The sequence below is a fragment of the Pilimelia terevasa genome (assembly GCF_014647915.1).
Taxonomy (GTDB): domain Bacteria; phylum Actinomycetota; class Actinomycetes; order Mycobacteriales; family Micromonosporaceae; genus Pilimelia; species Pilimelia terevasa.
The window spans coordinates 193,858-215,448 of the sequence record NZ_BMQC01000001.1; the positions used below are offsets into that span (position 1 = coordinate 193,858).

The 21,591-nt window shown below is 72.1% G+C and carries 24 protein-coding genes, 1 tRNA gene and 2 pseudogenes; 13 read left to right on the forward strand and 14 right to left on the reverse strand.

Annotated elements, in window-relative coordinates; translation table 11 throughout:
* The first annotated feature begins 88 nt into the window (after positions 1-88).
* The 11 genes and pseudogenes from IEY75_RS00890 to IEY75_RS00940 all read left to right on the forward strand — a co-directional run bounded on the left by IEY75_RS00890 (position 89) and on the right by IEY75_RS00940 (position 11,829).
* Entirely contained in the window at positions 89-1,330 is a 1,242-nt protein-coding gene (locus IEY75_RS00890; protein WP_189112582.1) for a DUF2252 domain-containing protein, read from the forward strand.
* Between the two features lie 247 nt (positions 1,331-1,577).
* Positions 1,578-2,174 carry an NADH-quinone oxidoreductase subunit C gene (locus IEY75_RS00895; protein ID WP_189112209.1) on the forward strand — a complete coding sequence of 199 codons (597 nt, stop codon included), beginning with the start codon at positions 1,578-1,580 and terminating at the stop codon, positions 2,172-2,174.
* Complete coding sequence (locus IEY75_RS00900; protein WP_189112210.1) at positions 2,171-3,130, forward strand: complex I subunit 1/NuoH family protein; 960 nt, start codon at positions 2,171-2,173, stop codon at positions 3,128-3,130. Before IEY75_RS00895 ends, IEY75_RS00900 begins: the two co-directional genes overlap by 4 nt.
* Positions 3,131-3,178: 48 nt before the next feature.
* A pseudogene (locus tag IEY75_RS00905) lies at positions 3,179-3,785 on the forward strand (NuoI/complex I 23 kDa subunit family protein); the annotation flags it as partial.
* On the forward strand, positions 3,700-4,197 hold the full coding sequence (locus tag IEY75_RS00910; protein WP_189112212.1) for an NADH-quinone oxidoreductase subunit J family protein: 498 nt from the start codon (positions 3,700-3,702) through the stop codon (positions 4,195-4,197). The pseudogene IEY75_RS00905 and the gene IEY75_RS00910, both read left to right, overlap by 86 nt.
* Complete coding sequence (nuoK, locus tag IEY75_RS00915; protein ID WP_189112213.1) at positions 4,197-4,529, forward strand: NADH-quinone oxidoreductase subunit NuoK; 333 nt, start codon at positions 4,197-4,199, stop codon at positions 4,527-4,529. Before IEY75_RS00910 ends, nuoK begins: the two co-directional genes overlap by 1 nt.
* The gene (locus IEY75_RS00920; RefSeq protein ID WP_189112214.1) at positions 4,526-6,334 is read left to right on the forward strand and encodes an NADH-quinone oxidoreductase subunit 5 family protein; all 1,809 of its coding nucleotides are present in this window, start codon (positions 4,526-4,528) and stop codon (positions 6,332-6,334) included. Before nuoK ends, IEY75_RS00920 begins: the two co-directional genes overlap by 4 nt.
* A complete protein-coding gene (locus IEY75_RS00925) occupies positions 6,331-7,818 on the forward strand; it encodes a complex I subunit 4 family protein (RefSeq protein WP_189112215.1) in 1,488 nt (495 codons plus the stop codon). Before IEY75_RS00920 ends, IEY75_RS00925 begins: the two co-directional genes overlap by 4 nt.
* A gap of 2 nt (positions 7,819-7,820) precedes the next feature.
* Positions 7,821-9,320 carry an NADH-quinone oxidoreductase subunit N gene (locus IEY75_RS00930; protein ID WP_189112216.1) on the forward strand — a complete coding sequence of 500 codons (1,500 nt, stop codon included), beginning with the start codon at positions 7,821-7,823 and terminating at the stop codon, positions 9,318-9,320.
* A gap of 174 nt (positions 9,321-9,494) precedes the next feature.
* Positions 9,495-10,357: pseudogene (gene htpX, locus IEY75_RS00935) on the forward strand (zinc metalloprotease HtpX).
* A 164-nt stretch (positions 10,358-10,521) separates the two neighbouring features.
* Positions 10,522-11,829 carry an MFS transporter gene (locus IEY75_RS00940; RefSeq protein WP_189112217.1) on the forward strand — a complete coding sequence of 436 codons (1,308 nt, stop codon included), beginning with the start codon at positions 10,522-10,524 and terminating at the stop codon, positions 11,827-11,829.
* On the opposite strand, the gene IEY75_RS00945 is transcribed toward IEY75_RS00940, so the two are convergent.
* Positions 11,820-12,314, reverse strand: a complete 495-nt coding sequence (locus IEY75_RS00945; protein WP_189112218.1) for a YajQ family cyclic di-GMP-binding protein — start codon at positions 12,312-12,314, stop codon at positions 11,820-11,822. The two genes, IEY75_RS00940 and IEY75_RS00945, sit on opposite strands and share 10 nt — an antisense overlap.
* Positions 12,315-12,461: 147 nt before the next feature.
* Here IEY75_RS00945 and IEY75_RS00950 point away from each other — a divergent pair.
* A tRNA-Tyr gene (locus IEY75_RS00950) sits at positions 12,462-12,545 on the forward strand.
* Positions 12,546-12,788: 243 nt separating this feature from the next.
* Here IEY75_RS00950 and IEY75_RS00955 read toward each other — a convergent pair.
* From IEY75_RS00955 to IEY75_RS00975, 5 genes are all read right to left on the reverse strand, one after another.
* Positions 12,789-14,201 carry a tyrosine-type recombinase/integrase gene (locus tag IEY75_RS00955; protein WP_189112219.1) on the reverse strand — a complete coding sequence of 471 codons (1,413 nt, stop codon included), beginning with the start codon at positions 14,199-14,201 and terminating at the stop codon, positions 12,789-12,791.
* 349 nt (positions 14,202-14,550) lie between these two features.
* Positions 14,551-14,973: a hypothetical protein gene (locus tag IEY75_RS00960; protein ID WP_189112220.1), complete on the reverse strand. Its 423-nt coding sequence runs from the start codon at positions 14,971-14,973 to the stop codon at positions 14,551-14,553.
* 83 nt (positions 14,974-15,056) lie between these two features.
* Entirely contained in the window at positions 15,057-15,617 is a 561-nt protein-coding gene (locus IEY75_RS00965; RefSeq protein ID WP_189112221.1) for a hypothetical protein, read from the reverse strand.
* Positions 15,610-15,867 (reverse strand): hypothetical protein, encoded by a 258-nt coding sequence (locus IEY75_RS00970; RefSeq protein ID WP_189112222.1) that lies wholly within the window; start codon positions 15,865-15,867, stop codon positions 15,610-15,612. Before IEY75_RS00970 ends, IEY75_RS00965 begins: the two co-directional genes overlap by 8 nt.
* On the reverse strand, positions 15,864-16,415 hold the full coding sequence (locus tag IEY75_RS00975) for a hypothetical protein (RefSeq protein WP_189112223.1): 552 nt from the start codon (positions 16,413-16,415) through the stop codon (positions 15,864-15,866). Before IEY75_RS00975 ends, IEY75_RS00970 begins: the two co-directional genes overlap by 4 nt.
* 253 nt (positions 16,416-16,668) lie before the next feature.
* Between IEY75_RS00975 and IEY75_RS00980 the strand changes: the two genes are divergently transcribed.
* Positions 16,669-17,280 (forward strand): hypothetical protein, encoded by a 612-nt coding sequence (locus IEY75_RS00980; RefSeq protein WP_189112224.1) that lies wholly within the window; start codon positions 16,669-16,671, stop codon positions 17,278-17,280.
* 56 nt (positions 17,281-17,336) lie between these two features.
* On the opposite strand, the gene IEY75_RS00985 is transcribed toward IEY75_RS00980, so the two are convergent.
* From IEY75_RS00985 to IEY75_RS01020, 8 genes are all read right to left on the reverse strand, one after another.
* Positions 17,337-17,723, reverse strand: coding sequence for a hypothetical protein (locus tag IEY75_RS00985; protein ID WP_229789254.1), 387 nt, complete (start codon positions 17,721-17,723; stop codon positions 17,337-17,339).
* Positions 17,720-18,202 carry a hypothetical protein gene (locus IEY75_RS00990; protein WP_189112226.1) on the reverse strand — a complete coding sequence of 161 codons (483 nt, stop codon included), beginning with the start codon at positions 18,200-18,202 and terminating at the stop codon, positions 17,720-17,722. Before IEY75_RS00990 ends, IEY75_RS00985 begins: the two co-directional genes overlap by 4 nt.
* Complete coding sequence (locus tag IEY75_RS00995; RefSeq protein WP_189112227.1) at positions 18,199-18,447, reverse strand: hypothetical protein; 249 nt, start codon at positions 18,445-18,447, stop codon at positions 18,199-18,201. Before IEY75_RS00995 ends, IEY75_RS00990 begins: the two co-directional genes overlap by 4 nt.
* A gap of 116 nt (positions 18,448-18,563) precedes the next feature.
* A complete protein-coding gene (locus IEY75_RS01000; protein ID WP_189112228.1) occupies positions 18,564-19,184 on the reverse strand; it encodes a hypothetical protein in 621 nt (206 codons plus the stop codon).
* Between the two features lie 138 nt (positions 19,185-19,322).
* The gene (locus tag IEY75_RS01005; protein WP_189112229.1) at positions 19,323-19,874 is read right to left on the reverse strand and encodes a hypothetical protein; all 552 of its coding nucleotides are present in this window, start codon (positions 19,872-19,874) and stop codon (positions 19,323-19,325) included.
* A gap of 165 nt (positions 19,875-20,039) precedes the next feature.
* Positions 20,040-20,285 (reverse strand): hypothetical protein, encoded by a 246-nt coding sequence (locus tag IEY75_RS01010; RefSeq protein ID WP_189112230.1) that lies wholly within the window; start codon positions 20,283-20,285, stop codon positions 20,040-20,042.
* A 35-nt stretch (positions 20,286-20,320) separates the two neighbouring features.
* Complete coding sequence (locus tag IEY75_RS01015) at positions 20,321-20,716, reverse strand: hypothetical protein (protein WP_189112231.1); 396 nt, start codon at positions 20,714-20,716, stop codon at positions 20,321-20,323.
* A complete protein-coding gene (locus IEY75_RS01020) occupies positions 20,716-21,315 on the reverse strand; it encodes a hypothetical protein (protein WP_189112232.1) in 600 nt (199 codons plus the stop codon). Before IEY75_RS01020 ends, IEY75_RS01015 begins: the two co-directional genes overlap by 1 nt.
* Positions 21,316-21,591: the final 276 nt, after the last annotated feature.

Consider the following 21,591-nt stretch of genomic DNA (forward strand, 5'->3'; position numbering starts at 1 on the left):
CCTCGCGTCAGTAGGCTTGGCGGTCGTGAGCGAACAGCAGCGCACCGCCCTGATCCTCGATGTCCTGGTCCGCGAGTTCGGCGAGCCGATGGCGCGCGACCCCGCCGCCTTCCGCCGCAAGTTCCGCAAGATGGCCGCCTCGCCCTTCGCGTTCTACCGGGGCAGCGCCTGCCTGTTCTACGCCGACATGACCGGCGACTACGCCGACGACGCGTACCTCGACGCGCGCACCGGTCGGGTGTGGATCCACGGCGACCTGCACGCCGAGAACTTCGGCACGTACATGAACGCCTCCGGCGTCCTGGTGTTCAACGTCAACGACTTCGACGAGGCGTACGTCGGGCCGTTCACCTGGGACCTGCGGCGGTTCGCGGCTAGCGTCGCCCTGATCGGGTACGCCAAGGCGCTCTCCGACGCCGGCATCGGCGAGCTGGTCGCGGCGTTCACCCGGGCGTACCACGGGGAGCTGTCGGCGATCGCCGCCGGCGGCGACGAGGCGATCGGGTCGATCACCCTGGACACCGCCACGGGCGTGCTGCGCCGGGTCCTCCAGCAGGCGCGGCTGAGCACCCGGGTCGACCTGCTGGCCGCCCAGACCACCATCGACCAGTACGAGCGCCGGTTCACCATGGCCGAGGGCGTCTACGAGGTCGACGACGCGGCGCGCAAGTCGGTGGTGGCGGCGTTCGAGGCGTACCTGGACACCCTGCCCACCGGCCACGACCGGCCCATCGCCGCCCAGATCAAGGACGTCAAGCTGCGCAAGGGGGTGGGCATCGGCTCGGCGGGGCTGCCCTCCTACAACCTGCTGCTGGAGGGGCACACCCAGGCGCTGGAGAACGACGTCCTGCTGTACATGAAGCAGGCCCAGGTCCCGGCGGTCGCACGGCACGTCGACGACCCCCGGGTGGCCGGCTACTTCCGGCACCAGGGCCACCGGACCGCGGAGTCGCAGCGGGCGCTGCAGGCGCACGCCGACCCGTGGTGCGGGCACACTCTGCTCGACGGGGTGGGCCAGGTGGTGGCCGAGGTGTCGCCGTACGCCGCCGACCTGGACTGGTCGGACGTCAGCGAGCCCGACGAGCTGGCCGGCGTCGTCTCCGACCTCGGCCGGGCGGTGGCCCGGATGCACGCGGTCGCCGACGACGAGTCCGCCCACGACCTCGTGGACTACTCGACCGAGGAGGCGATCGTCGCGGCGGTCGGCGCCGACCCGGCCGGCCTGGTGGGTCACCTGGTGGACTTCGCCCACGCGTACGGGGTCCGCGCGCGGGCCGACCACCAGCTCTTCGTCGACCTGTTCCGCAACAACCGCCTCCCGGGCCTGTAGGGGTTACGTCGCTCTGCCCGGTCCCGCCCAGCCGGCCGTCCGCGCGGTGCTGCGGTCGGCCGGGCCGGCGGGACCCGATCCGGTGCTCTCGATCGGCGGCGTCGTGACGATGGTGATGGAGACTCCTCTCTCCGGGGCCAGAGGCACGTTCATCCTGTCAGGACGGTGCGACACCGCGGGTCCGCCGCGCGACCGCCCGCGGACCGGGCGCGCGGGTCCGCGGCCGCGGCGGGCCTAGGATCGGGGCATGGCAGGCGACGAGGTGGCGCGGCGGCTCGCGGACGCGCTGGGCGGCGACGACGTGGCGGTCGGGCTGTCCGGCGGCCAGGCGTACGCCCGGGGGACCGTCGACGTGCCGCCGGCCCGCTGGCGCGCCGCCCTGGCGGCGGCCCGGGACCCGGCGGTGCTGGACTGCGACTTCTTCGACTGGCTCGGCGCCGTGGACGAGGGCGCCGACGGGTACCGGATCGTCGCGCACCTGTGGTCTACCGCGGCGCGGCACGGGCTGCTGCTGCGGTGCCTGCTGCCCGCCGGGGCGCCCCGGCTGGACTCCGCCGTCGACGTCTACGCCGGGGCGGCGTGGCACGAGCGGGAGACGCACGAGATGTTCGGCGTCGACTTCGCCGACCACCCCGGCGGGCTGCGCCCGCTGCTGCTGCCGCCGGAGTTCGAGGGCCACCCGCTGCGCAAGGACTTCGTGCTGGCCGCCCGCGTCGCCAAGGCGTGGCCCGGCGCCAAGGAGCCCGGCGAGCCGGCGGCCGGGCGCGGCCGCCGCGCCCCGGCCCGGCCGCCGGGCGTGCCCGACCCCGCCCTGTGGGGACCGGACGCGGAGCCGGGCGGATGAGCCTGGCGGAGCTGGGCCTGCGGGTCGCGCTCGTGGTCGTCGCGTTCCTCACCCTGCCGCTGGTCGTCGGCCAGGCCGAGCACAAGGTGATGGCGCACATGCAGGGCCGGCTCGGCCCGATGTACGCGGGCGGCTTCCACGGCTGGGCCCAGCTTCTCGCCGACGGGGTGAAGTTCGCGCAGAAGGAGGACCTGATCCCGCGCGGCGCGGACGGCCCGGTGTTCCGGCTCGCGCCGGCCGTGGCGCTGCTGCCGTACCTCGTGGTGCTGCTGGTCATCCCGCTCGGGCCGGGCGACCTGGTGGCCCAGCCGCTGGACGCGGGGCTGTTCTTCGCCCTCGCCGTCCTCGGCGTCGGCGTGGTGTCCCTGCTGATGGCGGCCTGGGCCTCGGCCAACAAGTACAGCCTGCTCGGCGGCCTGCGCGGCGCCGCCCAGCTCCTCGGCTACGAGCTGCCGCTGGTGCTGTCGGCGGCGTCGGTGGCGATGGCCGCCGGCACCCTGTCGCTGCCGGGCATCGTCGCCGCCTGGCGGCCCTGGTGGCTGCTCTGGCAACTGCCCGCGCTGTTGGTGTTCTTCACCGCGGCGCTCGCCGAGATCCGCCGGCCGCCGTTCGACATGCCGATCGCCGACTCGGAGCTGGTGTTCGGCTACCTCACCGAGTACACCGGGCTGCGGTTCGCGCTGTTCCTGCTGGCCGAGTACGTCGGCATCGTCGTGGTCGCCGCGTTGACCACCGTGCTGTTCCTCGGCGGCTGGAAGGGGCCGTTCGCCGACGCGTCGCTGGGCTGGCTGTGGACGCTGCTCAAGGTGTTCGCCGTCAGCTTCGCCGTCATCTGGCTGCGGGTGGCGACGCCGCGGCTGCGGGAGGACCAGCTCCAGCGGCTGTGCTGGCAGGCCCTCGTACCGGTCGCCCTGGGCCAGCTCGTCCTCACCGCGGCGGTCGTCACCGCGACCTGACGCCGGGGGTGCTCGCGCGGGGGCCGGGCGACACGGCAGGATGGCCGCATGGGTCTACCGGGCGAGGGCGTGCTCCAGGGGCTGGCGGTCACCGCGCGGACGATGACCCGCCGCGCCGACACCCGGCAGTACCCCGACGTGCCGCCGGACCTCCCGCCCCGCTCGCGCGGGGTGATCGCGCTGCGGGAGGAGAACTGCACCGTCTGCATGCTCTGCGCGCGCGAGTGTCCCGACTGGTGCATCTACATCGAGTCGCACAAGGAGGAGGTCGCGGTCCCCGGGGCGGCCCGGCCCCGGCAGCAGAACGCCCTGGACCGGTTCGCCATCGACTTCTCCCTGTGCATGTACTGCGGGATCTGCATCGAGGTGTGCCCGTTCGACGCGCTGTTCTGGTCGCCGGAGTTCGAGTACGCCGAGTACGACCTGCGGGACCTGCTGCACGAGCAGGGGCGGCTGGGGGAGTGGATGGCGACGGTACCGCCGCCGCCGGCCCACGACCCGCGCGGCGAACCGGCCAAGGAGGAGGCCGCGGCCCGGCGCCCGGCGCCCGGCGCCGCCGGGGGTGGCGCGTGACGTCGGCGGACTGGCTGCTCGCCGCGCTGGGGACGGTCGCCGTGGCGGCCGGCCACCGGGTGGTGGCCACCGACCGCCTCGTCCGGGCCGGCCTGCACCTGGTGCTCTGCCTCGGCGCCGTCGCCGGCATGTACCTCGTGCTGACCGCCGAGTTCCTGGCCTGGGTGCAGGTGCTGATCTACGTGGGGGCGGTCGTGGTCCTGCTGCTGTTCGCGGTGATGCTGACCCGGGCGCCCGTCGGCGCCGCCGCGGACCTCGACCGCCCGGGCTGGACCGCCCCCCTGGTCGGCGGCGCCGCCGGCCTGGGGCTGGCCGCGCTGCTGGTCGACGCGTACCGCTGGACCGCCGTCGCGCCCGCGGCGCCGGGCACGCCCGAGGCCCTCGGCGCGGCGGTCTTCCGGTCCTGGGTCCTGCCGTTCGAGGTGGTGTCGGTGCTGCTGCTCGCGGCCCTGGTGGGGGCGATCGTCGTGTCCCGGCCGGGCGGGCGGCGCTGATGCACCCGGTCCTGCCGTTCGTGACCGCCGCGCTGCTGTTCGGCCTCGGCGTGGCCGGGGTGCTGCGCCGCCGCCACGCGATCCTGCTGCTGATGGCCGTCGAGCTGATGCTCAACGCCGTCAATCTTTTGCTCATCACCGCCGACGTCACCGTCCGGGCGACGCTGGCGGCCGCCACCCCGTACGCCGGCCAGGTGCTCGCCCTGTTCGTCGTGGTCCTCGCCGCCGCCGAGGTGGGCGTGGGCCTGGCGATCGTGCTGCGGCTGTACCGCCTGCGGGCGACCGTCGCCGTGGACGACGTGCCGCTGGACCGGGTCGAGGCCGGCCGGTGACCGGCGTCGTCGCGGCCGGGTACGCGCTGCCCGCCGCTCCGCTGGCCGCCGGCCTGGCCGGGCTGCTCCTGCCGCCCGCGGCCCGCCGCGCCGCGGGCGCCCTCGGGCTGGCCGGCACCGGGGCGGCGCTGGCCCTGGCGCTGTACCTGGCCGGGGCGCCGCAGGTCCGGGCGGGCGTGACCCACCACCTGGACTGGGCCGACTTCGGCGGCGTACGGGTCGGCCTGGACCTGTGGGTGGGGGCCGACAGCGCGTACGTCGCCGTCGCCGTCGCGGCCGTCGCCGCGGCCGTCCAGGGCTACTCGCTGGGGTACCTGCGCGGCGACGACCGGTACGCCCCGTACGCCGCGCAGGTCAGCGTGTTCACCGCGGCGATGCTGCTCGTGGTGGTCGCCGGGGACCTGGTGCTCCTGCTGGTCGGCTGGGAGGTGATGGGCCTGTGCTCGTACCTGCTCATCGCCCACGACCGGCGGCTGCCCGAGGCGCCCGGCGCCGCCGTGAAGGCGTTCCTGGTGACCCGGGTCGCCGACGTCGGGTTCCTGCTCGGGGTCGCGCTGCTCGGGATCCAGGCAGGTACCTTCGCGCTTCCCGCGGTCGCCGAGGCCGCCTACCCGGCGTGGGTCGTCCCGACGGCCGGCCTGCTGATCCTGGCCGGGGTGCTGGGCAAGAGCGCGCAGTTCCCGCTGCACACCTGGCTGCCCGACGCCATGGCCGGCCCGACGCCCGTCTCCGCGCTCATCCACGCGGCCACGATGGTCGCCGCGGGCGGGTACGTGCTGTCCCGGCTGACGTTCCTGCTCGACGGGCCGGCCGGCACCGTCCTGGCGCTGGTCGCGGCGGTGACGGTGCTGCTGGGCGCGGCCGCCGCCGCGGCCGCCGACGACCTCAAGCGGGTCCTGGCCTGGTCGACGGTCTCCCAGGTCGGGTACATCATGGGCGCGCTGGCCGTGGGGCCCGCGGCGAACGCCCTGTTCCACCTGCTGACCCACGCCGCCTTCAAGGCGCTGCTGTTCCTCGGCGCGGGCGCGGTCATCCACGCGGTCGCGGCGGGCCGGTTCGTCGGCGGGCTGCGCCGGGCGATGCCGGTGACGTTCTGGTGCACGGCCCTCGGCCTGGGGGCGCTGGCCGGGGTGCCGCCGCTGTCCGGGTTCTTCAGCAAGGAGCTGATCCTGCTGGCCGCCGCCGCCGGCACGGGCTGGGCGGACCGGGTGTTCGCCGCGGCCGCGTTCGGCGGCGTCGCCCTGACCGGGTACTACGCCCTGCGGCTGCTGCTGCGCGCCTTCGCCGGTGCGCCGGGGCCGGCCGCGGCGGGGGCCCACGACCCGCCGTGGTCGATGCGCGCGCCGCTGCTGCTGCTCGCGGTCCCGGCCGCCCTGCTCGGGCTGGGCGCCCTGCACGGCGACGCCCGCCGGGCGATCCGGCTGGCCGCGCCCCACCTGGACGCCGCCGCCGCGCTGCCGCTGGCCCTGACCGCCGCCGGGGCGGCCCTGGCGTGGTGGCACTGGCGGCGGGGGCCGGCCGGCCGGCCCGGCGCCTGGTCCCGGGCGGCCGCCGCCGGGTTCGGTGTGGACGCCGCGCAGCGGGCGCTGGTGGTCCGGCCGACCCTGGCCCTGGCCGGGGCCGCGCGGACCGCGGACGAGGTCGGCGTCGGCGGCCTCGTCACCGGCCTGGGCCGCGCCGTCCGGGCCGCGGGGGACTGGGTCGTCGCCCGGCACCGCGGACCCCTGCCCCGCGCCCTCGGCATCGCCCTGGGCGGCCTGCTCGTCGCCGCCGTCGCGGCCGGCGCCCTGGGCGGCGCGCGGTGAGCGCGGGGACCGCGGCGCTCGTCGCCGTCCTCGCCCTGCCGGCCGGCGGCGCGCTGGCCGCCGCCTGCCTCCGGCGCGACCGGGCCGCCCGGATCCTGGCCACCGCCGTCGCCGCCCTGACGCTGGCCGCCGCCGCGCTGCTCGGCCGCCCGGGCCCGCCGCCGCCGGCCGGGCCGCCGGTCTGGCACGACCTCGACCTGCCCTGGGTACCGGCCCTGGACCTGCGCTTGCACCTGGCCGTGGACGGCATCTCCTACCCGCTGGTCCTGCTCACCGCGCTGCTGACCCTGCTGTGCTGCGCACACCTGTGCTGGCGCCCGCCCGCGTCCGGGGGCCGGCTGCTGGCCGCGCTGCTGCTGCTGGTGGAACTCGGGGCGGTGGGGACCTTCCTCGCCTGGGACCTGCTGCTGTTCTTCTGCTTCTTCGAGGTCGTCCTCCTGCCGATGTACGCGGTCATCGCGTTCTGGGGCGGCCCCGGCCGGCGCCGGGCGGCCCGACTCTTCGCCGTCTACACGCTGACCGGCTCCGTCCTGCTGCTGGTCGGCGTGCTGACCGTCGTCGTGGCCGCCGGCACCGGCGACCTGTCCGTGCTCACCGGCGGCGCCGGCCTGGGCCGGGGCGCGCAGTACGCGGCGTTCGCCCTGCTGGCGCTCGCCTTCGCGGTCAAGGCGCCGCTGTGGCCGCTGCACACCTGGCTGCCCGCCGCGCACACCGAGGCGCCGACCGTCGGCAGCGTCCTGCTCGCGGGCGTCCTGCTCAAGCTCGGCACCTACGGCCTCGTCCGGGTCGCCGTCGGCGTGGCGCCGCAGGCGGCGGCGGAGTTCCGCGGCGTGCTCGCCGCGCTCGCCACCGCCGCGATCCTCGTCGGGACGCTGGTCTGCCTGGCGCAGAGCGAACTCAAGCGGCTCGTCGCCTACTCCAGCGTCGCCCACATGGGCTTCGTCCTGCTCGGCGTCGCCACCCTCACCGAGACCGGCCTGCACGCCGCGCTGCTCGGCAACGTCGCGCACGGCGTCGTCACCGGCCTGCTGTTCTTCCTCGTCGGCGCGGTGAAGGACGGCGCCGGCACCGGTGAGCTGGCCGCCCTCGGCGGCCTCCGCGAACGGTTCCCGGCGCTGGCCGGGGTGCTCGGCTTCGCCGCCGTCGCCTCCCTCGGCCTCCCGGGGCTCGCGGGATTCTGGGGGGAGGCGTTCGCGGTCGTGGCCGCCTGGCAGGTGGGCGGGGCGTACTGGAGCACCCTCGGCGCGCTCGCCGCCGTCGGCGGGGCGCTGGCCGCCGCGTCGTTCCTGCGGATGCTGCGCCTGGTCAGCCACGGCCCGGCCGGCACCGCGGTCGCCGCGATGCCCCGCCCCGCCGCCGCCCACTGGTGGAGCTGGGCGCCGCTGGTCGGCCTGACCCTCCTGCTCGGCGTGCTCCCGGCGCTGGTCCTCACGCCCGGGCACGCGCCGCTGCGGTACCTGCTGATCCCGTTCACCGGGGAGTGACGATGAGCTTCGACCACGTCGCGCTCCTGCCGACGTACCTGGCCGCCGGTACCGCCGTGCTCGTCCTGCTGGCGGACGTGCTCCTCGGCCGGCGGGCCGCGTCGGTCGCCGTGGCCGCCGCGGGCGCCGCGGCCACGGCGACGGGCGCCGCGGCGGTCGGGCTCGGCGGCCCGCGCGAGACGCTGTGCGCGGACCTCTGCGCGTACCGGGCCACCGGGCAGGCCGCCGTCGTGGCGGTGCTGTTCGCGCTGCTCACCCTCGGCGTCCTGGCCCTGGCGGGGCCGCTGCTGCGGGCGCGCGGCGCGGCGCCGGGGGAGTGGTGCTTCCTGCTGACGGCGGCGATGACCGGCGGCGTGGTCCTGGGGTACGCCGCCGACCTGGTCACGCTGCTCGTGGCGGTGGAGACGCTGACCCTGCCGCTGTACCTGCTGGTGGCCCTGCGCGGCCGGGCGGCCACCCCCGCCGACCCCGACCCTCCCGCCGACGCCGACGCCGACGCCGGGCGGCGGGGGGTGGAGGCCGCGTTGACCTACTTCGTCGTCAGCGTCGTGGCCACCGCGGTGACCCTGCTCGGCGTGGGCCTGCTCTACGCCACCCGCGGCACCCTGCACCTGGCGGCCCTGGCCGCGGGACCGGTCGCCGACACCCGGCTGGCGGCCGTCGGCACCGTCCTGCTGGTGGCCGGCCTCGCCGTCAAGGTCGCGGCCGTACCCGTCCACGCCTGGGCGCCGACGGTCTACGACGGCGCCGCCCTGCCCGTGGCCGCGTACCTGTCCACCGCCGCCAAGGTCGGCGGCGTCGTCGCCCTGCTCGCCCTGTGGCGCGGCCCCCTGCCCGGCCAGTGGGCCGGGCCGACGCTGGCGGTCCTCGCCGCCGCCACCATGACCCTCGGGAACCTGGCGGCGCTGCGCCAGACCCGCGTCGTCCGGCTGCTCGCCTGGTCCTCGGTCGCCCAGCTCGGGTACGTCCTCGCGCCGCTGGCCGTGGTCCTCGACGCCGGCCGGCGCGACCCCGCCGCCGTCCGGGCGGCCGGCGCGGCGGCACTGGCGTACCTCATCTTCTTCGTGGTCGTGGAGTTCGGCGCGTTCGCCGCCGTGGTCGGGCTGCGCGGCGCCACCGGCGACGGCGGCTCGGTCGCCGCGTACGTCGGCGCGGGCCGCGCCCACCCGCTGTGCGGCGCGGCGCTGGCCCTGGCGCTGGTCGGCCTGGCCGGCCTCCCGCCCGGCCTGGCGGGCCTGTTCGCCAAGGTCACGGTCACCCGTTCCCTGCTCGACGGCGGCCTCACCTGGCTGGCGCTGCTCGTCGCCGCCAACGCCGTCGTGGCCCTCGTCTACTACCTGCGGCTGGCCACGACCCTGTACCAGCCGCCGCCGGTCGCCGCGCCCGGGCGCCGCCGGCCCGTCGGGGCGGCCGGCTGGGTGGCGGCCGCGGCGGCGCTGGCGGCAGTGGCCGCGGGCGTCGCCCCGCAATGGGTCCTGGACCTGGCCGCCGCCGGCTGGTGACGGTCACCCGTCGGCGGGCCCGGCGCGCGGCAACCTGGTGGCGGACAGTCCGGCCAGCGGGTTGACCCCGCGCAGCGCCAGGTACAGGCAGTTCACGGCCGGTTCCCGGCGGGCTCGCAGCCACCCGGTGTTTGCTGTGGGTGGCGGACCCGCCGAGAACCGGAGGGAGTACGGGTGCACCGGTACCACAACGGCGTCAAGACCGCGGCCCTGCTCGGCCTGCTCACCGCCCTGATCCTCGCCGCCGGCTACGTGCTGGGCGGCGGTACCGGCCTGGTGCTCTCGCCGTCGTCGTGTCGCTGGCGGTGAACGCGGCCAGCTACTTCTGGTCCGACCGGATCGCCCTGCGGGCCATGCGCGCCGAGCCGGTCACCGAGGCCGCGCAGCCGGAGCTGTACCAGATGGTCCGCGCCCTGGCCGACCGCGCCGGCCAGCCGATGCCCCGCCTGTACGTCAGCCCCGCCCTCCAGCCCAACGCGTTCGCCACCGGCCGCGACCCCGCCCACGCCGCCGTCTGCGTCACCGCCGGCATCCTCCAGCTCCTGGACCGGCGCGAACTGCGCGGCGTCCTCGGCCACGAACTCTCCCACGTCCACCAGCGCGACATCCTGATCTCCAGCGTCGCCGCCACGCTCGCCGGCATCATCACCGCACTCGCCAACCTGGCGCTCTTCCTGCCCTCCGGCGGCGGGGACGACGACGACCGCCCCCACCCCGTCGCCCTGCTGGTCACGCTGCTGCTCGGCCCCCTCGCCGCCTCGGTCGTCCAGCTCGCCGTCAGCCGCAGCCGGGAGTACCAGGCCGACGCCTCCGGCGCCGCCCTCACCGGCGACCCGCTGGCGCTCGCCAGCGCCCTCCGGAAAATCGAGTACGGCGCGAGCCGGCTGCCCCTGCGGCCCGCGGGCCCGTTCGCCAGCACCGCCCACCTGATGATCGCCAACCCGCTGTCGGCGCGGGGCGTCGCCCGCCTGTTCCGCACCCACCCGCCGATGGAGGAGCGGGTCCGCCGCCTGGAGCAGTTCGCCGGCGGCCTGTGACCGGCCACACCGGCAAACCGGTTCACGCCGCCCCTACCCGTCGATACGCTGGCGGCGGCCCACCCGGGCCGACGATCATGCGGCCACCTCCCGAGTCCCGCCCGCGACCCCGCGCCCGGTTGACCGCCCGGCCGCCTCGGACGCGACGCGAGGAGGACAGCACCGTGGCGGCACTCCGGCCGTACCTGGCCCTCTGGCGGATCCCCGGCGCCCCCACCCTGCTCGTCGCGGGCGTCCTCGGCCGCCTCGGCATCGGCATGACCCCGCTGGCCATGCTGCTGCTCATCCACCAGAGCACCGGCAGCTACACCCCGGCCGGCATCGCCGACGGCCTGGCCGCGCTGTCCGGCGCCGCCGTCGGCCCGGTCCTCGGCCGCCTCGCCGACCGGGCCGGCCCCAGCCGCGTCCTGCTCGCCAGCGGCATCGCCCACCCGCTGGCCCTGCTGGCCCTGCTCTGGGCCGTCGACACCCACCAGCTCCCGCTGATCTTCCTGGCGGCCGCCGCGGCCGGCGGCACCTTCCCCCCGTCCACGGCCGCCCTGCGCGGCGCCTGGAACGACCTCACCGAACCCCACACCGGCCGGGCCGACCTGCGCGCCCCCGCCCTCGCGGCCGAGACGTCCCTGCTGGAGGTCGTCTTCATCCTCGGCCCGCTCCTGCTGGCCGGCCTCACCCTCCTCGACGGTCCGGCCCTCGCGGTCCACGTCTCCGCCGGCAGCACCCTCGTCGGCACCCTCGTCCTGGCCCGCGGCCGCGTCATGCGCGGCTGGCGCCCGCACCCCGAGGCCGCCCGCGCGCGCGGCATCGGCGCGCTGGCCAGCCCCGGCTTCCCGGCCCTGCTCGCCTCCGTCGGCCTGCTCGGCCTGACCTTCGGCGCGATGGCCGTCACCATCCCGGCGTTCGCCACCCAGCACGTGACCGGCGACTCCGCGACCACCGCGGGCGTGCTGCTCGCCGTCTGGGGGATCGGCAGCGCCGCCGGTGGCGTCTGGTACGGCGTCCGCCCGCCCGCGGCGCCGCTGACCCGCCAGTACGGCTGGTACGGCGTGCTGCTCGCCGCGGCGACCGCCGCCTGCGCCCTCATGCCGGACATCTGGCCGCTCGGAATCGCGCTGGCCGTCGGCGGCGCCGCCATCGCGCCCGCCCTGACCGTGCAGAACAGCCTGGTCGGCCGACTGGCGCCGCCGCACATGCGCAACGAGGCGTACACCTGGGCCACGACGCTGACGATCGGCGGCAGCGCGATCGGCGGGGCGCTCGCCGGGCTGGTGGTCGAGCGGGGGAGCGGGGTGACGTGGATGTTCGTGGTCGCCGGGGCGGTGGTGGCGGTCTCGGCGGGCATCACGGCGCTGCGCGCCGGCCCGGTCGCCCGCGCCGACCTGGCCCACGCCGACCTGGACCGCGCAGGGCAGCCGGACAGGACGTCACATCCGGCTGCCGCAGCCGACCCGGTTCCGCCTCCTCAGCGGTAGTTGGTGAACTGGAGGGCGACGTCGAGGTCCGCGCCTTTGAGCAGCGTGATCACTGCCTGGAGGTCGTCCTTCTTCTTGCCGGTCACCCGGAGCTGGTCGCCCTGGATCTGCGCCTGTACGCCCTTGGGGCCCTCGTCCCGGATCTTCTTGCTGATCGCCTTGGCCTTCTCCTGGTCGATCCCCTGCACGATCTTGCAGTCGATCTTCGTGGTCTTGCCGGAGCTGCGCGGCTCGCCCGCGTCCAGGGCCTTGAGCGAGATGTTCCGCTTGACCAGCTTCTCCCGGAAGACCTCCAGGGCGGCCTTCACCCGGTCCTCGGTCTCGGACGTCAGCGTCACCGCCTCCTCGCCGGCCCAGGCGATCTCGGTGCCGGTACCCCGGAAGTCGAACCGGGTGGACAGCTCCTTCTCCGCCTGCCGGAGGGCGTTGTCGATCTCCTGCCGGTCGACCTTGCTGACGATGTCGAACGACGGGTTGGCTGCCATGGGTACTCCTGCGGGTAGACCGGACGGGGTGCGCGCGGCGGGCGGGGGTGGCCCTCGCCGGCACGCCGAAACGGTACCCGGTTGCGGGACAGACCCGACGTACCGCTATCCTTGCGGTCGCCGTCGCGTTGCGGGGGTGCACTGCCCGGCGGGTTGCCCGAGCGGCCAATGGGAGCGGACTGTAAATCCGTCGCGAAAGCTACAGAGGTTCGAATCCTCTACCCGCCACCAGCAGGTAAAACAGCCCCTGGCCAGCAGTGATGCCGGCCAGGGGCTGATCTTGTTGGTCTCGCCGAGTCCCACTCGGAGCCACGAAATCCCGGCGTCTCTGTCCGATGTGTGTCCCGGATCGATCGATAGACATCGATTGAAAAGATCAACTGACGCGATCGTGGTGACCCAGAACCGGACATTGGTGCTGTAGAAGCTCCTATCGGGCTTGGATGTGACTCAGTTCACTCTTTGGGTGGACGTTTAGTCACCTTCGTCGGCTTCTGCGATCCGTTTCAACAGCGTCGCGCGCTCGCCGTCGATGCAGCCGGCGTACACCGCGAGCAGAACGCCCGGACTGTTGCCCGCCCAGTCCGCTACGTCTGCCAGCGGTGTCCCCAGGTTGATCCAGCGGGTGAGGCAGGCGTGGCGCAGGTCGTATGGGCGACGCGCCAGCGGTGAGGCGTACTCAGCCGGCGTTAGCGCCCTCTTGCGGGCCTTGTCCCATGCGGTGCCGTAAGCGCTCTGGGACACGGGCCGGGCCTTGCCCGCGGGCAGAAGTCGGCCACCAGCACCCCGCCGGACCACGAACAGGCGCCGCCCTGGACCGACCCCGAAAACCTCCAAGTGCTTGTCGAGGTACCGGCACAGCGTCGGGGAGGCGGGCACTGGACGCGTGGCGTCCTCGTCCCGGTGTTTTAGCCCCCGGTCCTCAACGGCCTTGCCGTCGTTGCTCCAGCCTGCGCCCACGAGCAGCGTCGCCCCGGGCAGGAGCAGTTCTCCCCACCCATCCGGCTCGGTGGGCCGCCGGTAGTGGCTGTCCTCAAGCCGCAGAGCTTCTTCCGGCCGCAGGCCGGCGTGGTAGAGACAGGCGAAGAATGCCTCCAGCTCCGGGTTTTTCTCGGCTACCGCCGCGAGGAGCTTGCCGGCCTGCTTCTTGTTCACCAGGACGGATCGTTCGACCCGCCGACGCGTTTTCGGGCGGGGACGCGAGACGCTCCGGAGCGGATGCGTTTGAAGCCGGTTCAGCTCAACGGCATACCGCAGGCAGTGAGAGAAGATGGTCCGCTTGCGGACGACGGTGCTGGCCGCAGCCGGCGTACCGTCCTTCTTCAAGCCGATGGCGTCCAGGACGCGGTGCAGAATCTCGCCGTCTGCCAGTGCCGTGATGTCGAGAGTATGGGCCTCTAGCCACGCGACTGTAGCGGCGAACTTCGCCGGAGGCGGACCGGCGCCGCGCCGAGTCGTGTTGGCCACATAGCTGTAGACGGCTGCGCGGATCTCCGCCACCGACGGCGCACCCTTGGCGGTAGACAGCAGCGCGGGCGTCACCGCGGCCAACGCCTCGGCGATACCGCGGCGATGCTTGGCTGAGGCGCCCGGCCACTTGTGGTCGATGAACGCGATCATGTGCTGGTACCAGGAGCAGGCACGAGCCTGACGAGCCATCGGCTCCGGTAATCCGTTGTCGAGGTCGAACGGCACGCCCTGGTGCTGAAAGGTCAGCAGCCGCGACCGGAACCCTTCGGCCAGCGCCTTGGTTGCGAACTCTCGTGGGAAGACACGGTCGCCGACCTGCCAGCGCACCCGCCAGGAGCTGACCGGCTTGCCGGTCTTACGGTCTCGGCGTGGGCGTTCATCGATGGCGAAGATCCGAACGTCGTATGTGGTGTTCATCGGGCAGGGGCCTCCTCGAACCCTGAAAGCCATTTCTCAATGTCACGTCGGCGGTGGCGTGGGCTCCCATCGGCGACGCGGATGGTGCGGGGCACTCGGCCCAGTGACTTCCACCGGTAGTAAGTGGACTTTGAGATCTTCAGTTCGGCCCTGAACTCGGCGATCGTCAGCAATTCCATTGCGTGGGCATTGGCTTCGGTTCGCTGATTCCTGGCACGGCTTGGCATATAGGCATCCCCCGTTGTCGTATGTAGGCGAGACCGGGCGTGGCGTACTGCCGGGCGGCCGGGTGTGCAGACAGCAGAAAGCCCGCATCCTCCGGAGAGTTGCGGGCGCGATGAAGCGGGTGCTACTTGACCAGTCGGGTGCAGTCGCAGGTGCCCAAGAGGCATTTGCCGCGAGCGTTGCCGGCCATGCTGTGGGTGAAGGGTGGGTGGCCGCAGGTCTGGCAGTAGCCGGGCCAGCCTTTCTTGCCTTCGTGGTTGGCGACCAGGGCGCCGGGGCTGTAGAGCTTGACGACGCCGTACCGGCCGCCGATCCCGACGCGTGCGGCTGTGCGCAGGGCTTCGGATTCGCTGGCGAAGGGCGCCCAGTTCAGGCCGCGCTCGCCGCTGTTCCAGGTGTGGACGAGGGCGTACCAGTCGCGCATTGCCAGGATGTCGGCGACTTCCTTGATCAGGGCCTTGGCCATCTGGTCGGCGTCGGTGAAGCCGTCGCTTTCCAGGATGGCGACGACGCGGCTGACTTCTTCCTTCCGGGGAGTAATCCTCACCGTGGCTGCATCCCTCCTTCTTTAGCGGGGTGCCGGCGGAGGGCTGCGTGTGTCAGCCTCTCCACCGGCGTGCTGGGTTCCGCTTAGTGGTTGCTCAGCCGGTACGGGTCATCGATGGGGTTCCAGGTGAAGTCCCGTTCGGCTGTGACGCTGTACGAGTCGAGCTTGCGGACCGCCGCGCCGTCGGCGCGGTCCTCGGTCGGGAACGCGATGTCGTAAGGGTGGCTGTACTCGATCTCGGCGTGGATGACATCGCTGTTCGGTCCGGGCAGCCCGGACCACTCTTCGTAGAGGATCATGATCTCTACGTCGAACTGCCCCGGCTCGCACGGTTCACTGCGCGCGGCCGGGTCATAGGCGTAGCCGTGGATCGTGATGGTGTGCAGCGGAAACGCCGAATTGATCAGCCGCAGGCTTGACGAAGGCCCGGCGCCGTCGCCGCCGACCGGGCCGCCGCGGAGGATGCCTTCGCCGTCCTGGTGCCAGGTGCTGTGCTGCCTCATCCGATAGTCGAGGCTCTGAATGTGCCAGCGCAGCCGCCACTCGGCTTGCCCGTCCGCTTGTTCGCGGCCGAGCCGGCACAGCTTTCGGATTTTGATCAGGTCGGCGGGTGGGATCGCGATTTCGGGGATCGACTCAGCCACCGGTGTCACCACCCAGCCAGCCGAACACCGTGTCCGGCTCCACGTCGTACACCTCGCGGATCACCGCGTACACGGTGGGCGCCGTGCCGTCGATGGCGTAGAGCCGGGAGGTGATCACGTGCGAGAGCAGCGTCATGGCCTGGACCGTCGGCGCAGTCGGCTCGAACCCGCTGTCACGGGCGGCGCGGGTGATGTCGTCGACCGCGATGGCAGCCAACGCGGCGGCGTCGAGCCTGTTGATATCGCTCATCGCAGCGCCTCCAACAGGACCCGTAGACGAGCCGCGTCGGCGTCACGGCGTTCGGCGCTTTCGCGGTGCTGCCGGGCCTCGGTCTCGTTGACGGCGATGTCGTTGGCCAGCCGCAGGCGCTGCGACTCGGCCGCCCATCCCGGTCGGTCGACGGTGAACCGGTCGCGGAGATCGCGGGCGAGATGGGCGAGCATCTTGCCCGTCTCGGTGGAGCGCTTGAGCTGTATCCCGTGCTCAGTCCGGAGCCCGCGTGCCCGGTACTGGGTGTGGTCCGGGTCCCACCAGCGCGTTCCGTCGCTGGCCTCGGGCCAGGCCCACACCTGGTCAATGCTGTACCGGTGGCTGCCCATCCTGACGAGCGACTGCTCGCAGCCGGGCTGCCCGTCGAGGTAGGTGGACACGCGCAGCGCGGGCACTCGCGGGTCGTGCCCTTCGCGCTGCTGATAGCGGTGCTGCACGATTGCGTGAATCGCCAGGACCGCACGGACGTAGACGATGCCTCCCTCGGAGTGTTCGTAGCGGACTACCTTGCCGTCGTCGCCAGCCATCGCCGGCCTCCCTTCCCTTGCAAACGGCGAAGGGGCGCACAGCCGCAGCCGTGCGCCCCTTTACCCTTGGTGATGGGACGAGGCAGCTTCCTTCTGTCTCGTCCCGCTTCGCGAACGCCTTCGCCGCGATGGCGTCGTGTGTCGGTAGGCGGTGGCATCCGACCAACCAGAGCCGCCCACGCCTGCTCTGTCGACAGTGCCCGTACGCCCGCTGGGGCTAGCTTGCGTGAGGCTCCGGCCCTATCGTGTGCGGATGGGAAAGGAGCTAGCTGGCCTGGGTTCTTGGGCTCTGCTGCTTGGGTTGGCGTTGACCTCCTCGGTGATCGCCGCGGTCGCTGGCAAACTGATGGATCGCAGCGCCGTTCACCTCGACCGCGTGCGCGACCAGTACGCTGAGGCCACCAAGGCCCTCATGGCATGGGCGGAGTTCCCCGACCGCATCCTCAGGCGGGTCGATGACGATCCCGCAACCCGGGCTGAGCTTGCCGTCCGAGGAGCGGACATCAAGGAGCGTCTGGGCTACTACACCGGCTGGGTGACGGCGGAGAGCCGGGTCATGGGCGAGCTCTACATGGCGCTTGTTGCCAGCCTTCGAGCGGAGGTCGCTTACCACGCCCGCTCGGCCTGGCAGCAGCCGCCGCGAGAGAGCGCCGCGCAGATGAATATCCTGGACGCCATGCCGGCAATCTCCCTAACCGGAGCGCCGAGCTGGGTATACGTTCAGGCGTTCAGCGAGGCGATGACATACCGATTCGGTTGGCGACGCCACCTGCTGTGGCCGGGACAGCTCCGGCGCATCCTGCGCCGGCGCGGGCTGTGGGAACCGCGACGCGTCCGCCTGCCGCCTGAGGACACTGCATTCTAGACCCTCACAACGCGATTCAGAATCGAGGACCAGATGCCGACCTAGCCAGACGCCAGCTAGAGCACCATCCACCGGTCATCTCGTACGTACTCCAGGACGGTGGCGCCATACCCGCCGCGCCCGTAGTCATCCATCGGCGCCCAGCACGCCGCGCTCTGGGTCCAGTCGTCGGGAAAATCGCTGGCCCACATCGTGCCGACACCGCAGACCTGCTTGTCGTCGTCGACCAGCCGGAACCGCTGGCCCGTGCGGGCCTTCGCCAACTCCTCGGCCGTGGCGCCCGACAGTCCCTCGATCACCTCATCGTCGGGCAGCCGACGGACAGGCATCACGTCCTTGTCGGAGTCCCAGTCGGCTTCCTGCGTGATGACCCAGGCGTACCGCACACCCTGCGCGGCGAGCTCCGCCTTCACGATCTGCTGTGCCATCGCGTGACTGATCACAGGTCCCTCTTCCCTTCGGTACTCGGTCGATTGGTTCGGCAGCCGCAGTCCGGCGCGCCGCCCCAGTTCAGGGCCGGTCCGCCGCAGTGCTGGCAGTCGGTGGTGTGCTCGCCGCACCACGACGAGCCCGGCAACCGGCGCCCGGCGCATAGCGCCGACCAGGACGGCGGCTCCAGCACCGAGCCAGCCGGTGCCGGTCCGGTCGTGCCGGACATCGTCTGGTGACCGCAGACCAGGTTGACCGCGTAGACGGTCGCCTCGCCGGTCGCGTCGAGGGCGATGACCTTTCCGTGGCCGTCGGTCCGGAAGGCGCCCCGTCCGAGCCAGATCATCTGTGCCATGACCTGTCCGGAGACTGTGTCCCGCTGGCCGTACCGGTGGGCGAGGTGAGCCCACGCCTGCCGCGCCTTGTCGAACACCGCGACGTGCGATGGCAGCCGGCCGGGGACGTGGATGGACGCGACGTACCTGCCGGTCACCAGCCATCCCCTGAACCGCTGACCTCGTCGATGGTCACGTCCTCGCTGACCACCTCGGCGGCACGCTTCAGCCGCTTCATCGCGGCCTCGGACAGGTCGTCCAACGCTCCCTCCTCAACCGCCCGGCGCAATGCCGGTTCCCTGAGTCCGAGGACACGCCGGGCCTCGTCAACCTCCATGTCTGCCGTGTACTCGATCGTCTCAGTGAAGGTGATGGACACCATTCGCTCGTCGTCGTCGGACATTCACTACTCCTGTGTAATGGCAGCCTCATCAGGGGTGGAATGCCAGCCCACCCAACCCCCGGAGGGGTTTCGGCGTCACATCAAGAGCCGAATTACGGGGTCGCTTGTGCTCGGTGCTACAGGCGCGGCGAGGCACGCCCTGCGCCCGGCGCGGGAGTGGAGTAGCCGGCCTCAACCCGGCGTGTCACCTCAATCAGCGTCTTTGCAGCGGCCTTCCGGTCGTCCAGTCCGGCCTGCTTGGCCATCTCCAGGAGGGCCAGAATCAACGGCTGTGCCGAATCCAGGTCCGGCAGGCGGAACCGGGCACCACACCCGCCACAATCGAGCACGGTGACCCACACGCCGGCCCAGATGCGTTGCTGCACGACTCGCGCGGGACCGCCGAAGCCGTTGTACATGTACTTCAGTCCGCTGTCCTTGGCCTCCTGCGAGTACGGACACGGCAACATCACCAAGATGCCCTTACCCCTGCCGTTGGAAGCGAACTGCACCTTGTAGTGCCGGACCTCGGCCGGCACCTCGTAGCCCCATACCGACAGGCCCCTGTCGAAGTCGTCGAACCCGCCCGGCTCGATGCTGTCCTCCTCGGGGAACGGAAATCGAAACCGCAGCTCCTTCAAGTGATTGAGGACAGCGGCGCCAGTTACCAGATTGATCTGGTCGGGCCGCAAATACAGCATGTCCTCACACGTGCCGATCTTGATCTCTTGACCCTTGTACGTGCCGTACTCGCCCATCTTCTTCCTTCCGTTGGTGGGCAACAAAAAGGCGCCCCACGGACGCGATAAGTTGTGAGGGTTCACGTCCTCACGGGGCAGCCTCATCAGGAGTGGGATGCCAACCCACCCAACCCCCGCAGGGGTTTCGGCCCGCGCTCAGTTCTCGTGCTTTCCACCAGCACCGCAGACCGAGGAGTACGACCAGATCGTGATTCCGGAGCCCGTTAGGCGGGTCGTCACCACACAGAGCACGTCATGACGGGCCTCGTACTGCACGCGCTGCCCGCATTTGGTGCATGGACAGGAGCCGTAGCCCTTACCGGGGTCCGCGATGAGGTCAGTGCGCGGCTGGTGGTCGGGGAAGAACTGGCGGACGAACACGCACGCCGCGTGGTGATCCTCTGGTGCATCGACGGGACGCCCGCTGATCAGCGAGCTGACCGACTGCCAGGGACGACCGTCGTGCGTCCACATGTTGCGGAAGTAGCCGTATACGTGCCGCACCCACAGTTCGGACGGCGTACGGTCGGCATCGCGGATCAACTGCTGTGCGTGGCGACGAACGTGTTCGGGTATCCAGGAATTAGCGGCGTCGGCGGCATAAGACAGTCCGGCCAAACCGATGGCTTTGTTGCTGCGTGGGCCGGCGTAGGTGACGACTCGGTACGTGTGCGCCGGATCGCCAGGCGGGCTGAGAAAACCGCCCATGCCGTGCCCGTCCTTTTCGATTACTACTCTTTCGGCCACAGTTTCCGTGCCTTCTTTCTGGCAGCCTCGTCAGGAGTGGGATGCCAGCCCACCCAACCCCCGAAGGGGTTTCGGCATCTCTGGAAATCGGGTCGACCACGCACGGCGACGGTGTGCGCCTGTGGACTACTCGCCCGTGGCGCGCCCGACATCGGCGGTTGCGGCGTGCGTGGCAAGTCGGCCGAGCCCAAGGTTCGGCATGAGGTTGCATAGCCTCTGAATGACGGCGTTCGCCACCGACGCGTACTCGGCGTCGTGATTGCCGGCCGCGATGTCGGCTATGGTCGCCGCCTCGATGTCGAGGCCATCGGCGGCTAGCCTGAGTTCGGATGCGATATCGCGGATGCGCTGGCCGAGATCCCGAGCCGCCATGGCCTCAAGGCTCCGAACCCGGCCTGTCGACCCGCTCACTGTTCGACCCCCGACGGCGCTACAGGCGTGGCCTGAGCGTCGCTCATGGGCTCGAATACGGTCATGGCGTGGCGTTCGCCGTGCAGCGTGCTGCCGCATCCATCGCATGACGACGTGGAGTGGTTGTCGATCTCGCAGGCGCAGTCGGTGTCGCGCGGTCCGTCCGGCCCGTTGGGGCAGCCCGGTTCGTGCTCCCCACCGAGTGCGATGTCTTGGCCTTCAAGGAGATTGAGCGGTTCGCATCCGTCGCCGCCGTGGTCGTCGCTGTCGCAGCATTCACCGTTGGCGTGGATCAACATGCAGCACTGGCAAACCGCGATCCGCGCTACGTAGACCGGCTTGCCGCCGACGACGGCAGTTTCCAGCGGGTCTAGCCAGCTACGCCGGTGCATCAGGACTCCCGCTCTTGCAGGAACTCGCCGTACGTCATCTCGACACGGCGGAGCCAGTACGACATAGACCCGGCCCACGACTCGGCACTGATCACGAGCCCGTGCTCCTCGGCAGCGGGATGTCCGTACCGAACGTTGGCGCTGTCCGGCACGTCGTCGCGTAGGTATCCGGCCACCAGAGCCTCCGTCGCGCAGAGCTCGCAGAGCTCCGAGTCGTCGGACTCGCACTCGCACTCGTCGGTCCAGGCGACACATTCCGGTGCGTCCTCGGTCAGGACGCGTCGGTACTCGTCAAGTGCGTCGGCGTAGTCGAGCGTCCGGAAGATGTCGGACTGCGGCAGGTAGCCCGCGATGTTCTGACCCACGGACCACACGGTGACCTTGCACGCCTTGAGGTACGCCTCCAAAGCACGCAGAGCGTCGAGGTTGCGCTCACGGTCGTCGTCGTCCCACGCTCGATTCAGCGGCGACGAAAGCTCCGCACGGATGTCTAGCGCCAAGTCGTCCCTGATCGTGCCGGTAGACGCGAACGCCGTGAAGTCGTTGTCCAGCGCCTGCCACCATGCGGCAATCTCCCGAGCGGACTCCAGGTGAACCACCGGCGCCAAAGCCTGCCCGTGGTGCTCGCCTGTCTCGCACCAACGCCGTACCTGAGCCATCACGTAGTCAGACGTGTTGTCGTGCGGCTGTGGCTGTGTCAACGGCGGAGGCGCGTGGTTGCCCACGATTGGGCGGTCTAGCGTTTGTCGCACTCGTTCACCCCTTCTCAGATCAGCCGACGCGATCGGAACAACTTACAGATGTGGGGGCACATCGCCCGGTCGTCCGGCCGCATGGTGATCCCACGTCAGGTCGGGCGGATGCCCGACCGATCG